Annotated in this window: 14 protein-coding genes; 7 read left to right on the forward strand and 7 right to left on the reverse strand. The window is 62.8% G+C overall.

The genetic code is table 11. The features are described 5' to 3' along the window. The first annotated feature begins 2 nt into the window (after nucleotides 1–2). From DEM27_RS06960 to DEM27_RS06975, 5 genes are read left to right on the forward strand one after another with little or no spacing between them, the layout of a single operon-like run. On the forward strand, nucleotides 3–1,631 hold the full coding sequence (locus tag DEM27_RS06960) for an alpha-D-glucose phosphate-specific phosphoglucomutase (protein WP_109457469.1): 1,629 nt from the start codon (nucleotides 3–5) through the stop codon (nucleotides 1,629–1,631). Between the two features lie 11 nt (nucleotides 1,632–1,642). Further along, complete coding sequence (gene glgX / locus DEM27_RS06965; RefSeq protein WP_109457470.1) at nucleotides 1,643–3,607, forward strand: glycogen debranching protein GlgX; 1,965 nt, start codon at nucleotides 1,643–1,645, stop codon at nucleotides 3,605–3,607. Nucleotides 3,608–3,652: 45 nt separating this feature from the next. Next, nucleotides 3,653–4,141 carry a MaoC family dehydratase gene (locus DEM27_RS06970; protein ID WP_109457471.1) on the forward strand — a complete coding sequence of 163 codons (489 nt, stop codon included), beginning with the start codon at nucleotides 3,653–3,655 and terminating at the stop codon, nucleotides 4,139–4,141. Beyond that, nucleotides 4,134–4,355, forward strand: coding sequence for a hypothetical protein (locus tag DEM27_RS33510; protein WP_128755458.1), 222 nt, complete (start codon nucleotides 4,134–4,136; stop codon nucleotides 4,353–4,355). The genes DEM27_RS06970 and DEM27_RS33510 overlap by 8 nt, the downstream gene beginning before the upstream one ends. Before the next feature lie 12 nt (nucleotides 4,356–4,367). Further along, nucleotides 4,368–4,757 carry a type II toxin-antitoxin system VapC family toxin gene (locus tag DEM27_RS06975; protein ID WP_109457472.1) on the forward strand — a complete coding sequence of 130 codons (390 nt, stop codon included), beginning with the start codon at nucleotides 4,368–4,370 and terminating at the stop codon, nucleotides 4,755–4,757. Nucleotides 4,758–4,847: 90 nt separating this feature from the next. Here the strand turns inward: DEM27_RS06975 and DEM27_RS06980 are convergent, their stop codons facing one another. The 5 genes from DEM27_RS06980 to DEM27_RS07000 are packed head-to-tail and all read right to left on the reverse strand — an operon-like array spanning nucleotide 4,848 to nucleotide 10,402. Continuing rightward, a complete protein-coding gene (locus DEM27_RS06980) occupies nucleotides 4,848–5,402 on the reverse strand; it encodes a sarcosine oxidase subunit gamma (protein ID WP_109457473.1) in 555 nt (184 codons plus the stop codon). Beyond that, nucleotides 5,395–8,388, reverse strand: a complete 2,994-nt coding sequence (locus DEM27_RS06985; RefSeq protein ID WP_109457474.1) for a sarcosine oxidase subunit alpha — start codon at nucleotides 8,386–8,388, stop codon at nucleotides 5,395–5,397. Before DEM27_RS06985 ends, DEM27_RS06980 begins: the two co-directional genes overlap by 8 nt. Beyond that, nucleotides 8,385–8,726, reverse strand: a complete 342-nt coding sequence (locus tag DEM27_RS06990) for a sarcosine oxidase subunit delta (RefSeq protein WP_109457475.1) — start codon at nucleotides 8,724–8,726, stop codon at nucleotides 8,385–8,387. Before DEM27_RS06990 ends, DEM27_RS06985 begins: the two co-directional genes overlap by 4 nt. 15 nt (nucleotides 8,727–8,741) lie before the next feature. Next, the gene (locus DEM27_RS06995; protein ID WP_109457476.1) at nucleotides 8,742–9,149 is read right to left on the reverse strand and encodes a hypothetical protein; all 408 of its coding nucleotides are present in this window, start codon (nucleotides 9,147–9,149) and stop codon (nucleotides 8,742–8,744) included. Further along, complete coding sequence (locus DEM27_RS07000; RefSeq protein WP_109457477.1) at nucleotides 9,149–10,402, reverse strand: sarcosine oxidase subunit beta family protein; 1,254 nt, start codon at nucleotides 10,400–10,402, stop codon at nucleotides 9,149–9,151. Before DEM27_RS07000 ends, DEM27_RS06995 begins: the two co-directional genes overlap by 1 nt. A 294-nt stretch (nucleotides 10,403–10,696) precedes the next feature. Here DEM27_RS07000 and rpsU point away from each other — a divergent pair, with 294 nt between their 5' ends. After that, on the forward strand, nucleotides 10,697–10,924 hold the full coding sequence (rpsU, locus tag DEM27_RS07005) for a 30S ribosomal protein S21 (protein WP_109457478.1): 228 nt from the start codon (nucleotides 10,697–10,699) through the stop codon (nucleotides 10,922–10,924). A 221-nt stretch (nucleotides 10,925–11,145) separates the two neighbouring features. Then, nucleotides 11,146–11,943: a tetratricopeptide repeat protein gene (locus tag DEM27_RS07010; RefSeq protein ID WP_245445724.1), complete on the forward strand. Its 798-nt coding sequence runs from the start codon at nucleotides 11,146–11,148 to the stop codon at nucleotides 11,941–11,943. A gap of 283 nt (nucleotides 11,944–12,226) precedes the next feature. Here DEM27_RS07010 and DEM27_RS07015 read toward each other — a convergent pair whose 3' ends face one another. Then, nucleotides 12,227–12,451, reverse strand: coding sequence for an aa3-type cytochrome c oxidase subunit IV (locus tag DEM27_RS07015; RefSeq protein ID WP_109457480.1), 225 nt, complete (start codon nucleotides 12,449–12,451; stop codon nucleotides 12,227–12,229). Nucleotides 12,452–12,664: 213 nt separating this feature from the next. Then, nucleotides 12,665–12,916, reverse strand: a complete 252-nt coding sequence (locus DEM27_RS07020) for a GlsB/YeaQ/YmgE family stress response membrane protein (RefSeq protein ID WP_109457481.1) — start codon at nucleotides 12,914–12,916, stop codon at nucleotides 12,665–12,667. Between the last annotated feature and the right edge of the window lie 20 nt (nucleotides 12,917–12,936).

The raw sequence follows: 12,936 nt of genomic DNA on the forward strand, positions 1-12,936 counted from the left end.
ACATGAACAAAACCGTCCCCACGAAGCCGTATCCGGACCAGAAACCCGGTACATCGGGCCTTCGCAAGAAAGTGCCGGTGTTCCAGCAGCAGGACTATGCCGAGAACTTCATCCAGTCGATCTTCGATTCGCTGGAAGGTTTTGCCGGCAAGACGCTGGTGATCGGCGGCGACGGTCGCTACTACAACCGTGAAGTCATCCAGAAGGCGATCAAGATGGCCGCCGCCAATGGCTTCGGCAAGGTCATGGTCGGCAAGGGCGGCATTCTCTCGACGCCCGCCGCGTCGCACATCATCCGCAAGTACAAGGCCTTCGGCGGCATCATCTTGTCGGCCAGCCACAATCCCGGCGGCCCGACCGAAGATTTCGGCATCAAGTACAATATCGGCAATGGCGGCCCGGCGCCGGAAAAGATCACCGACGCGATCTTTGCCCGCACCAAGGTGATCGACAGCTACAAGATCGCCGATTTCGCCGACATCAACCTCGATGTCATCGGCAAGCAGACCATCGCCGGCATGATCGTTTCGGTCATCGATCCGGTGGAGGATTACGCGGCGCTGATGGAGGAGCTGTTCGACTTCGGCGCCATCCGCAACATGATCAGCCTCGGCTTCCGCATCTGCTTCGACGCCATGAGCGCGGTGACCGGCCCCTATGCCAAGGAGATCCTCGAAATCCGCCTGGGCGCGCCCAACGGTTCGGTGCGCAACTTCATGCCGCTGCCGGATTTCGGCGGCCACCATCCCGATCCCAACCTCGTCCACGCCAAGGAGCTCTACGACGAGATGATGGGCGAGGATGCGCCGGACTTCGGCGCCGCCTCCGACGGCGACGGTGACCGCAACCTGATCATCGGCAAGGGAATCTTCGTCACCCCGTCCGACAGCCTGGCGATCCTTGCCGCCAATGCCAACCTGGCGCCCGGTTATTCGGCCGGCATTGCCGGCATCGCCCGCTCGATGCCGACCAGCGGCGCTTCCGATCGCGTCGCCGAAAAGCTCGGCATCGGCAGCTACGAAACGCCGACCGGCTGGAAGTTCTTCGGCAACCTGCTGGATGCCGGCCTTGCCACCATCTGCGGCGAGGAGAGCGCCGGCACCGGCTCCAACCATGTGCGCGAAAAGGATGGATTGTGGGCCGTGCTTCTCTGGCTGAACATTCTCGCCGTGCGTGGCGAGAGCGTCGCCGACATCGTTCATCAGCACTGGGCCGCCTACGGCCGCAATTATTATTCGCGCCATGACTACGAAGGCGTCGATACCGATGCCGCCAACGGTCTCGTCGAGGCGTTGCGTGGAAAACTCGACAGCCTGCCCGGCACCCAATTCGGCAATCTCACCGTCGCGACTGCAGACGATTTTGCCTATCACGACCCGGTCGACAAGTCGGTCAGCAAGAACCAGGGCATCCGCATCCTGTTCGAAGGCGGATCGCGCGTCGTCTTCCGCCTTTCGGGAACGGGTACGTCCGGCGCAACCTTGCGTGTGTATATCGAACGTTACGAACCCGATCCGAATCGCCACGGACTGGAGACGCAGGAAGCGCTCGCCGACCTGATCGCCGTCGCCGAAACCATCGCCGTCATCCGCAGCCGCACTGGACGTGATACGCCGAGTGTCATCACCTGAACGGGGACCCCATGCAGGACTGCCTCTCTCGCCAGGGCGGTGCCATTCTTTTTGAAACGGGCGTCGAATTCGCCGTGTGGTCCAGCCACGCCACGCATATCGACCTTTGCCTATACGAAGGCGAGAAGCAATTCTGCCGCCTGCCGATGGAACGCGACGGTGACATGCACCGCCTTTTCATCGACGGGCTGAAGGAAGGCGCGCGGTACGGCTACCGCGCCGACGGGCTCTACGATCCCGACAACGGGCTATGGTTCGACCCTTCGAAACTTCTGGTCGATCCTTACGCGACCGAACTCGACCGCGCCTTCCGCCACGATCCGCGGCTCGGCACCTACGACGTGGATACCGCCGAACTGATGCCGAAGGCCATCGTGCGGCGCGACACCGCCGTCGCCCACCAGCCGCCGCTTTTCCTGCATGGCGGCCTGATCTACGAAATCGCCGTGCGGCCTTTCACGATGCTGCACCCCGACGTTCCCGCAGCGCAACGCGGCACGGTGGCAGCCCTCGCCCATCCCGCCGTCATCGACCACCTGAAGCGTATCAGTGTCGATGCCGTCGAACTGATGCCGATCACCGCCTGGATCGACGAGCGGCACCTACCGCCGCTCGGCCTTCACAATGGCTGGGGTTACAATCCCGTCGCCTTCATGGCACTCGATCCGCGTCTCGTACCGGGCGGCATGCGCGAACTGGCAGACACGGTTGCGGCGTTGCGACGGGAAGGCATCGGCACCATCCTCGACCTCGTCTTCAACCACACCGGCGAGAGCGACCGTTTCGGCACGACGCTGTCGCTGCGCGGCATCGACAGCCTCGCCTTCTATCGCCACGACCCGCGGCATGCGGGGCAATTGGTCAACGACACCGGCACGGGCAACACCGTTGCTTGCGATCATCCCTACATCCACCGCCTGATCATCGACAGCCTGCGCCATTTCGTACTGAACGCCGGTGTCGATGGCTTCCGCTTCGACCTCGCGCCGATCCTCGGCCGCACGGGTGCGGGCTTCGACAGCAACAGCCGGACGCTGGAAGCCATCCTCACCGACAAGATCCTGGCAGACCGCGTGATGATCGCCGAACCCTGGGACATCGGTCCCGGCGGCTACCAGCTCGGCAACTTCCCGGCGCCCTTCCTGGAATGGAACGACCGTGCCCGCGATGACGTCAGGCGCTACTGGCGCGGCGACGACGGCACGACGGGCGCACTGGCGACGGTGCTTGCCGGCTCCTCCGATACCTTCTCCCGCGACGGCGGCACGAGCAGCCGCAGCGTCAATTTCCTCGCCGCCCATGACGGCTTCACCCTCATGGACCTCGTTTCCCATGCCCACAAGCACAACGAGGCCAATGGCGAAGACAACCGCGACGGCCATAACGAGAATTTCTCCTGGAACAACGGCGCGGAAGGCGCCACGGGCGACTGGACGGTGCTCGACCGTCGCCGGCAGGACGTGACGGCCCTGCTCGGCACGCTGTTTGCCAGCCGCGGCAGCATCATGCTGACCGCCGGCGATGAAGGCGGCCGCAGCCAGCGGGGCAACAACAACGCCTATTGCCAGGACAACGAGATCACCTGGATCGACTGGAAAACGCTTGACGGCACGCTGATCGACCATACGGCTTTCCTGGCAGGATTGCGGAACCGTTTTACCGCGCTGCGGACGACCGGTTTCTTCTCCGGCGTGGATGGCGATGTCGAATGGCTGACGCAAGACGGCACGCCGATGACGGTCGGCGACTGGGAAAACGCGCAGGGCAAAACGCTCACCATGGTGATCCGCACGCCGGACGCCGAAACCGGCCAACCCTGCCGCCTTGCCATCCTCATCAATCGTGATCGCGAACCGCAGACATTCCGTCTGCCGGTCACCGAAGGCGGCTGGCAGGTTCTGTCTCCGGGTCTTGCGACCCATATCGCCGACGTCGAGGCCGCGCCCCGCTCAGTGACCTTCTGCGTCGAGAGTTAGCCTCCCCCTGTCAACGCCCCAAAGCCGCCAGAACGGAAATCGATTATGCCTCAGGAAATATCGCTGTGTGAGATCTACGGCCTGGTCGGCAAGGAATTGGGCGTGTCCTCCTGGATCACCGTCGACCAGGAAAAGATCGATATCTTCGCCGAGGCGACCGGTGACTTCCAGTTCATTCATGTCGATACCGAACGGGCCCGTGCCGAAACCCCCTTCGGCGGCACCATCGCCCACGGCTTCCTGACGCTGTCGCTGCTGTCCACCATGAGCTACGAAGGTGCGCCAAAAATCCGCGAACAGACGATGGGCATCAATTACGGTTTCGACAAGGTGCGCTTCATGTCGCCCGTCCGCTGTGGTGCACGGGTGCGCGGACATTTTTCGCTGGCGGAAGCCCGCTTCCGCGGCGCCGGCCTGCTGATGATCACCTACGACGTGACCGTCGAGATCGAGAAGGAACGTAAGCCAGCGCTGACGGCAAACTGGCTGACGCTGGTGCAGTTCGACCCGAAGGACCGGCCGGAGAATGTGTGAAAGGCAACTCGCTTCGGTGAGAGAAAAGCGCTATATTGAGGTGATGAGCAAGTCTGTAAAACAAGTCCGCGTAACTGTGCGCGACCGCAAAACCGGGCAGGTCTTTATCGTTCGAGGCGCTGGTGCGCTCAAGGACAAGGAATTGCCGATCAGCAAAACCATCGACCTGACAAAACCGATTGCCTCGCAGACGCTTCAAGAAAAGCGGAAATAAAGGCGACCTGACTTGGCCGGCGTCCTGCTTGATACGCATGCTCTTTATTGGCTGGTCAGCGGGTTAGAGACATTGTCAGAAAATGTGTTGCTTGCCATCGGTGAAAGCCAGCTTGCCCGCACTCTGTATCTCTCCCCCATCAGCGCCTGGGAGCTGTCCCTGGCTCTCAAGAAACCAAACAATGCACCCCAACTGGGTGATCCGACGGTCTCGAAATGGTTCGCTCAGGCAAGAAGGGCGACCGAGGCGAAAATCGTTTCGATCAATCAACGTATAGCACTGGAAGCAGCAAATGTGGTCGATGACACCGGCCACAGAGATCCGGGGGACTGCTATCTGATCGCCACGGCACGGGTGCGCAATCTTACCCTGCTTTCCCGGGATAAAGCGATCAAGAGATAGCCCGTACGGGCTATCTCGATCTCGTGGAATGCTGAAGCGACTTACATCGCTTCAGCAGAACAGAAAACTCCCTGGCCGAACTTGAACCTCTCAAGCGCTGGCGTCTTCCGCACCCTCCGTCAGCATGCCGAAAACATAGGTCGAAAACGACCGCCAGCATTCGACGCGGAACGTGTCCTCGGCGAGGCGCAGCAGCACGATCTCGGCCTTGCCGAGGATGGTACGCGAGCCGGCGCCGACCGGGAAGACGGCAAGCGACAGGTCCTGCGGGCAGCCGGCATTGATCGCCGACGCGGCGCCGGGGCCGGCGACGATGATCGCGGTGTTGCGGTGGGAGACATCGGTTGCCGCATGCAGCGCGCCGGACGAGCCGGCGATGGCAACGAGGTCCGCGCCGTTCTCGTCGATCACCAGCCACTCGTCCGGCCCGAGCCAGATGGCGGTGCGGCCGTTGGCAGAGGCGGAGCCCTTCGGGCGGGTCGGCAAATCGAGGCCGAGCGCGCCGGACAGGGCAAAGACGGCATCCGGGCCGGCCCGCAGTGAAATGTGGCTTGCCGGGGCGGCGGGCGTCAGGCGCACCGTGGAGGAGCCGCCATGCAGACCCGTGAGGGGCGCGCGGCGGACAGCTTGCGTCAGGTCAGCCATTGATACGGGCTCCTTCCTTGTCAAAGAACACGGTGTCGGTCACCTCCGCGGCGATGGTGCGGTCCGGCATCGGGATGTACAGCGTCTGGCCGACGCGGGCGCGACCGCCGGCGACGAGCGCGAAGGCGATGGAACGGCCGCAATTCTCCGACCAGTAGGACGAGGTGACGTGGCCGAGCATGGTCATCGGCTTCGGCTGGTTCGGATCGGCGACGATCTGCGCGCCCTCTTCCAGCACCACGGACGGATCCTTGGTGAGCAGGCCGACGAGCTGCTTGCGGCCTTCCCGCATCAGGTCCGGACGCTTGAGGCCGCGGATGCCGACGAAATCGGCCTTTTTCTTGGAGACAGCCCAGGCGACGCCGGCATCATCGGGGGTTACCGTGCCGTCCGTATCCTGGCCGACGATGATGTAACCCTTTTCGGCGCGCAGCACGTGCATGGTTTCCGTGCCGTAGGCGCAGGAGCCCAGCGGTTCGGCCTGCGCCCAGATCGCCTCCCAGACGGCCTGGCCGTAATCGGCCGGCACGTTGACTTCGAAGCCGAGCTCGCCGGTGAAGGAAACGCGGAACAGCCGTGTCGGCACGCCGCAGATCTTGCCTTCCGCAACGCTCATGTGCGGGAAGGCATCCGGCGACAGGTCGATACCTTCGACCAGTGGCGCGATGATCTCGCGCGCCTTCGGACCCTGGACGGCAATGACCGCCCACTGTTCGGTGGTCGAAGTGAGCCAGACCTTCAGATGCGGGAATTCCGTCTGCAGGTAGTCTTCCATATGATGCAGCACGCGCGGCGCACCGCCCGTGGTGGTGGTGACGTGGAAGCGATCTTCGGCAAGGCGGCCGACGACGCCGTCGTCGTACACATAACCGTCTTCACGGGTCATGATGCCGTAGCGGCAACGGCCGGGCTTCAGCGTATCCCACGCGTTGGTGTAGAGCAGGTTGAGGAAAGTCGCCGCATCCGGGCCGACGACCTCGATCTTGCCGAGCGTCGAGGCGTCGAACAGGCCGGCGGTGGTGCGCACCGTCCTGCACTCGCGATTGACCGCCTCATGCATGTTTTCGCCGGCCTTCGGGTAGAACCAGGCGCGCTTCCAGTTGCCGACATCCTCGAATTCGGCGCCGTGCGCCTCTTCCCAGCCATGCATCGGCGTCTTGCGGGCGGGATCGAAGAGCGAGCCGCGCGAATGGCTGATGATCGTGCCGAAAGTGACCGGCGTATAGGGCTGGCGGAACGTGGTGAGGCCGACCTGCGGGATCGGGCGGTCGAGCGCTTCGGCCGCGATCGCCAGTCCGTGCATGTTCGACAGCTTGCCCTGGTCGGACGCCATGCCGTTGGTGGTGAAGCGCTTGATGTGCTCGATCGAGTGCATGCCTTCGCGCACCGCCAGACGAATGTCCTTGGCGCAGACGTCGTGCTGGAAGTCGATGAAAGCCTTGACCGTGGTATCCGGCCCTGCCCCTTCCGAGGCGCCGATCATGCCGCCGGTCCATTCGAAGGCGGCTTCGCCGGAGAGCGACACGGCATTGCCGCCGGCAGCGCCGGTGGCCCGCGCCATCAACTCGCCGGCTGCCAGCGCTTCTTCGATGGCGGCCTGCAGCTGGTCGGTCCCGTTGCAGGCGCCGACGGAGAGGCTGTCCTGGGCATAGGTGCCCGGCAGGAACCGCTGCTTTTCCCCTTCGAAGGAAAGCTTGCCGCGTGACTGCGAGAACAGATGCACCGAAGGCGTCCAGCCGGCGGAAACCAGGAGCGCATCGACGACGATCTTCTGCGCGGCGCCACCGCCGTTGCGAGCAACGGTCATGGACGAGATGCGCAGCCGGCCGGCGGTGTTGATGACGGAATGGCCGCTCAGCACCTCGATGCCGAGCCTGCGGGCTTCCGCCAGCACCTCTGCACCCGGATTTTGCCGCGAGTCGACGATAGCAGCGACGGCGACACCGGCCCGCTTGAGATCGAAAGCGGCTTCATAAGCCGAATCATGGGCGGTATAGACCCCGACCTTGGCACCGACGGCGACGCCGAAGTGGTTGAGGAAGGTGCGGCCGGCCGAAGCAAGCATGATGCCCGGGCGGTCGTTCTTCGGGAAGACCATGTGGCGCTCGATGGCGCCGGTCGCCAGCACCACCCGCTTGGCACGGACCTGCCACAGCCGCTCGCGCGGCAGCTTCTTGTCCGGCTGGGCGATATGGTCGGTTACGCGCTCGGCCAGTGCCACGAAATTGTGGTTGTAATAACCGAAGGCCGTGGTGCGGGTCAGTACCTGCACGTTCGGCATGGCGGCAAGACGCGCAGCCGTCGCCTGCGCCCAGTCGTAACCCGGCTGGCCGTTGACCGTCAGGCCGCTGTCGAAGTGCAGCGCACCGCCGACTTCCGGCTGCTCGTCGACAAGAATGACGCGGGCACCGGCTTCGGCGGCGGCAAGCGCTGCGGCAAGGCCGGCGACGCCGGCGCCGACCACCAGCACGTCGCAATGGGCATAACGGCTGGCATAATGATCCGGGTCCGCTTCCGTCGGCGCAACGCCGAGGCCGGCGGCCCGGCGGATGAAGGGCTCATAGATGCCGTGCCAGGCCTTCTTCGGCCACATGAAGGTCTTGTAGTAGAAGCCAGCGGCAAAGAACGGCGACATCAGGTCGTTGACCGCGCCGACATCGAAGGCGAGCGACGGCCAGCGGTTCTGGGATTCGACCTTCATGCCGTCGAAGACTTCCTGCACCGTGGCACGCACGTTCGGCTGGCGGCGGGCGGAATCGCGCGAGACGTCGAGCAGCGCGTTCGGCTCCTCCGGCCCGGCCGACAGGATGCCGCGCGGGCGGTGATACTTGAACGAACGGCCGAGCAGGTGCACGCCATTGGCCAAGAGCGCCGAGGCGACGGTATCGCCCTGCAGCGCCGTGTAGCTCTTGCCGTCGAAGGTAAAACGGGCGGTCCGGGCAGGCGTCAGCCGACCCTTGCCGGCGATACGATTGGCGCCGCTCATTGGGCGTCTCCTTCCAGGGCCTCGTAGGTTTCGACGGTGGCGGCGGTCGCCGGCGCCGGATGCAGATCCGGCTTCGGCTCGCCGGCCTTGTAGGTCTTCACGAAACGATCGCTGACCGTGTCGCGCGCCGCATTGAAAAAGCGGCCGCAGCCATGGATGTGGCGCCAGCGCTCGAAAATCATCCCCTTCGGGTTCTCGCGCAGGAAAAAATAGGCCTCGAACTCCTCGTCGGAGATCGCGGCGATGTTGGTCGACCGGGCGATATGAGCGTCGCCGGCGCCGCGGAATTCGAGCTCGGAGCGCTCTTCTTCGCAATAGGGGCAATAGATGAGAAGCATCGTCCTGACCTGTCTCTAAAGTTCGGTGTCCGGGATCACCGTCCCGGCGGGTTGTTCACACAGGCGCCGCCCCAGCGCGACATAGGGCGTCATCCTGTCCAGCAATTGCTCGAGCGAGTCGTAGGGCCTGAGCACATCGGTCTGGCCGATATTGACGAAGGCCATCGCCGCCACGTCGTAGCTGATGTGGTAGGGCCTGGGCGTCTCGCTTTCCGGATGATCCGGCACGAAATAGACCGTCGGCTCCTTGAGCACATAGGCGCACATCAGCAGGCCGCCATCAGCGGTAAACGGCCAGTCCTTCTCGCTCTGGACCTTCTTGATCTCCTGCGCCCGAAAATCGCCCACGCCCGGGAGATAGTCTCCCACGGGACTTGCCGGCAGAACCGACAGGGCGGCGATCGGCAGGAGCGAGGCCATCATCAATGCGCGACCGCCGCTGCTGCCGCCTCGTCGATCAGGCGGCCGGTGCGGAAACGATCGAGCGTCAGGCCGGCTGCCAGCCGATGCGGCTCGCCGCGGGCGATCAGATGCGCGAAAAGATGCGCCGAACCCGGCGTCGCCTTGAAGCCGCCGGTGCCCCAGCCGCAATTGACGAACAGGCCCGGAACCGGCGTGACGCCCTGGATCGCCGAACGATCCGGCGTGTTGTCGACGATGCCGCCCCACTGGCGCATCATCTTGACGCGTCGGAACATCGGGAAGAGCTCGCAGATGGCATCGAGCGTGTGCTCGATGATCTGGATGCCGCCGGTCTGCGAGTAGGAATTATACTGGTCGGTGCCGGCGCCGATGACGAGTTCACCCTTGTCGGACTGCGAAATATAGGCATGCACGGTGTTCGACATGACGACGCAGGGGAAGATCGGCTTCAGCGGCTCGGAAACCAGCGCCTGCAGCGGGCTCGATTGCAGCGGTACCCGCACATCCGCCATGTTCATGATGACAGAGGTGTGGCCGGCGGCCGAAACGCCGATCTTCTTGGCGCCGATGAAACCGCGGTTGGTATCGACGCCGATGACGACGCCGTCAGGGCCGCGGCGAATGGCGGTGACTTCACAATTCTGGATGATGTGCACGCCGCGATCGGAAGCGCCGCGGGCATAACCCCAGGCGACCGCGTCATGGCGGGCGGTGCCGCCGCGGCGCTGCAGGGCCGCACCGTTGATCGGGTAGCGGGCGGTCTTGGCGATGTCGAGCGGCGGGCAATAGGCCTTGGCCTGCTCCGGCGTCAGCCATTCGTTGTCGATGCCGTAAAGACGGTTGGCGTGGACGTGGCGCTTGAAGGACTGCTGGTCGTGGATGTTGTGCGACAGCATCATCACGCCGCGCGGCGAATACATGACGTTGTAGTTGAGGTCCTGGCTCAGGCCTTCCCACAGCTTGAGGGCATGTTCGTAGATGTCCATGCTCTCTTCGTAGAGATAGTTCGAACGGATGATCGTCGTATTGCGACCGGTGTTGCCGCCGCCGATCCAGCCCTTTTCCAGAACCGCGACATTGGTGATGCCGTGCTCCTTGGCCAGATAATAGGCAGCACCCAGGCCGTGCCCGCCGCCGCCGACGATGATGGCGTCGTATTCCTTGCGCGGCTCGGGCGAGGCCCATTGCGCCTCCCAGCCCTTATGTCCGCGCATCGCCTCGCGGACGACGGCAAAAACCGAATATTTGCGCATTCGCGTCTTACTCCTGTGGATCAGGCCTGAACTGGTCGAAACAAGAAATCGCAAATCCAATGCCGACACAACGGCTCTTTTGCGACGCATTCAAGCACGGCTTTCGACACGCGGCCTTGCCTGCCCTCAGGAATAGGATTTTATCCTGGGAGAAACAACATACTCTCTGGACTTTTCGGCCACGATCTGTTAGCTGCATCGCAAAATCGCCAGGTTCTGCCTGCGCGAACACGATTTTTTTGTCTGGCGTTTTCTGCGCTCCGACACCACCAGATCGAAGGAACGGGATTTCACGTGCAGGTACTTGTCCGCGATAACAATGTCGATCAGGCGCTCCGCGTCCTGAAAAAGAAAATGCAGCGCGAAGGCATTTTCCGCGAAATGAGAATGCGGGACCACTTCGAGAAACCCTCCGAAAAGCGTGTACGTGAAAAGGCTGAAGCCCTGAGCCGCGTTCGCAAGCTGGCGCGCAAACGCGCCATCCGCGAAGGCCTTGTCAGCGGCCGCCCCTCGGCTCGGTGAACCGTCGTCATTTCGACGTAATCCAATTGCATGTCTGGCGGGGGCGATGTGTTCGCCGCCGCTTTTTTTGGTTCTCTCGCGGGGACGGTAATCGGCAAGGCGTTTGACGGCCGATTGCGATGCGAGACTGACGATTGGCTGAGATGACCATCAAACCTGCTTCTTTCACGACGGCGAGCCCGGTGCGTTTTTCCATCAGCGGCTACGTTTCCGCTGCCGCGATGATGTTGTTTTCCGCCTGCGCCCTCACCGGCTGCCAGACGGCGTCGACCGACGACATGATCAAGGTCGAGAGGGAACAGGGGTCGGAAGAAAATATCGCTTCCCTGTCCGGCGTCATCAACAGCAATCCGAACGATCCGGAAGGCTACAACGTCCGCGGATCGGCCTATGGCCGCGCCGGGCAGTTCAGCCGGGCCCTCGATGACTTCAACCGCGCCATCCAGATCAACCCGCGCTTCTACCAGGCCTACGCCAACCGCGCGCTGGTCTATCGCAACATGGGCAAGCTCGGCGAAGCTGCGGCGGATTACAACGCCGCGCTGCAGATCAACGCCAATTATGACGTCGCCTATATCGGCCGCGGCAATCTTTACCGCCAGGCCGGCCGCATGGACGAGGCGTTCAACGATTTCAACCGTGCCATCCAGCTCGACACGACGGACGGCCGCGCCTATCACAATCGCGGCCTGATCCTGCAGAAGCGCGGCCAGCACGAAAAGGCGATCGACGACTTCGCCAAGGCGATCTCGCTGTCGTCCAACTCGCCCGAACCCTATAACGGCCGCGGCATCTCCTATCTGGCTCTGAACGACGACGACAATGCCTTCGCCGATTTCAACCACGCCATCGAGTTGAACGGAAACGTCGCCGAATCCTGGGCCAACCAGGCTCTCGTCTACGAGCGTCGCGGCGACAAGGCCAAGGCGGCGAAATCCTATTCGCACGCATTGCGGCTCGACCCGAAATACACGCCGGCCAAGGATGGCCTGGCGCGCACGCGCGGCAGCGGCACCTGAAAATCTGCATGACTGCATAATTCCTGAAATTGGAATCGATTCCAGGAATTATGCAGCTTTCAAAGCACTACGGCATCCTTGCGCATCTTGAAAGATTGGCGGGGACGTAGGTCGTATATTGCCGACGCTTCGACGTCGCGAGACCAATGCCAGCGTCACGAAACCGCCAGCCTTCCAGACGATCTTGCCGGCTTCCGTTCACGCCTGTCGATGACAACGGGATTGCGCGGCCGGGTCTCCCCGTCCGCGCCCTATTCGTCAAAGCTGCTTCCGTGCCCGCGAATTAACGGAGCAAGAAAAAACCAGCGATGTTCAGAAGGATGAAGAGAATCACGCTGCCGAGGAAGCCGGCCGTGGTGAAGAAGCCAGCGGCCATGGCGATCAGCAGGACGACGATGATCATGGTGCCGTACTTCGCACCGTTGATGAACATCGTGTAGGTCTTCTCGTGTTCCGGATAGTTCATCGGCGCACCGGTTTCTACCGGACCGTTGTGATGCTCGCTCATAAATCAATCTCCCTGCCACCGGTGCGCCGGATCCCCGTCGACCCGCGGCGGCACCCTGCCGAATCTTTCGGATCGCGCATTCCACGACGAACACACGTCCAATGCAGCCCTACACAACACGGTGGAAAAGCGCAATGGAGATGATGACGCAGCAGGGCCGGTTCCAAAGAAACCGGCCCTGTTTGCAAGTTCAGAATCTGGAAAATCGTGCCGCTATCGTCGGATCACCCGTCCGAGCGCGATCAGGATGCAGGCGCCGATAAAACCGGCAATCAGGTAGCCCAGCCAGCCGCCGAGCGCGATGCCGAAAACCGACAGCAAGGCGTTGGCGATGATCGCTCCGACGATGCCGAGCAGGATATTCATCAACAAGCCCATGTTGCTGTTCATGAATTTTTCTGCAAGCCAGCCTGCAATGCCGCCGATGATGATTGCCGCGATCCACCCGACCTGTGCGTCTTCCATATTTTCCTCCGGAAATGGCT

The organism is Rhizobium album, from assembly GCF_003122325.1.
Lineage (GTDB): Bacteria > Pseudomonadota > Alphaproteobacteria > Rhizobiales > Rhizobiaceae > Metarhizobium > Metarhizobium album.

What these genes read in the sequence shown, in the direction of transcription:
- DEM27_RS06985 (WP_109457474.1), bottom strand. Translation starts at nt 8,388, where the DNA reads ATGAGCGGCGCCAATCGTATCGCCGGCAAGGGTCGGCTGACGCCTGCC.
- DEM27_RS33510 (WP_128755458.1), top strand. Translation starts at nt 4,134, where the DNA reads ATGTGTGAAAGGCAACTCGCTTCGGTGAGAGAAAAGCGCTATATTGAG.
- DEM27_RS06990 (WP_109457475.1), bottom strand. Translation starts at nt 8,726, where the DNA reads ATGCTTCTCATCTATTGCCCCTATTGCGAAGAAGAGCGCTCCGAGCTC.
- DEM27_RS07000 (WP_109457477.1), bottom strand. Translation starts at nt 10,402, where the DNA reads ATGCGCAAATATTCGGTTTTTGCCGTCGTCCGCGAGGCGATGCGCGGA.
- DEM27_RS06970 (WP_109457471.1), top strand. Translation starts at nt 3,653, where the DNA reads ATGCCTCAGGAAATATCGCTGTGTGAGATCTACGGCCTGGTCGGCAAG.
- DEM27_RS07015 (WP_109457480.1), bottom strand. Translation starts at nt 12,451, where the DNA reads ATGAGCGAGCATCACAACGGTCCGGTAGAAACCGGTGCGCCGATGAAC.
- glgX (WP_109457470.1), top strand. Translation starts at nt 1,643, where the DNA reads ATGCAGGACTGCCTCTCTCGCCAGGGCGGTGCCATTCTTTTTGAAACG.
- DEM27_RS06960 (WP_109457469.1), top strand. Translation starts at nt 3, where the DNA reads ATGAACAAAACCGTCCCCACGAAGCCGTATCCGGACCAGAAACCCGGT.
- DEM27_RS06995 (WP_109457476.1), bottom strand. Translation starts at nt 9,149, where the DNA reads ATGATGGCCTCGCTCCTGCCGATCGCCGCCCTGTCGGTTCTGCCGGCA.
- DEM27_RS07010 (WP_245445724.1), top strand. Translation starts at nt 11,146, where the DNA reads ATGATGTTGTTTTCCGCCTGCGCCCTCACCGGCTGCCAGACGGCGTCG.
- DEM27_RS06980 (WP_109457473.1), bottom strand. Translation starts at nt 5,402, where the DNA reads ATGGCTGACCTGACGCAAGCTGTCCGCCGCGCGCCCCTCACGGGTCTG.
- DEM27_RS07020 (WP_109457481.1), bottom strand. Translation starts at nt 12,916, where the DNA reads ATGGAAGACGCACAGGTCGGGTGGATCGCGGCAATCATCATCGGCGGC.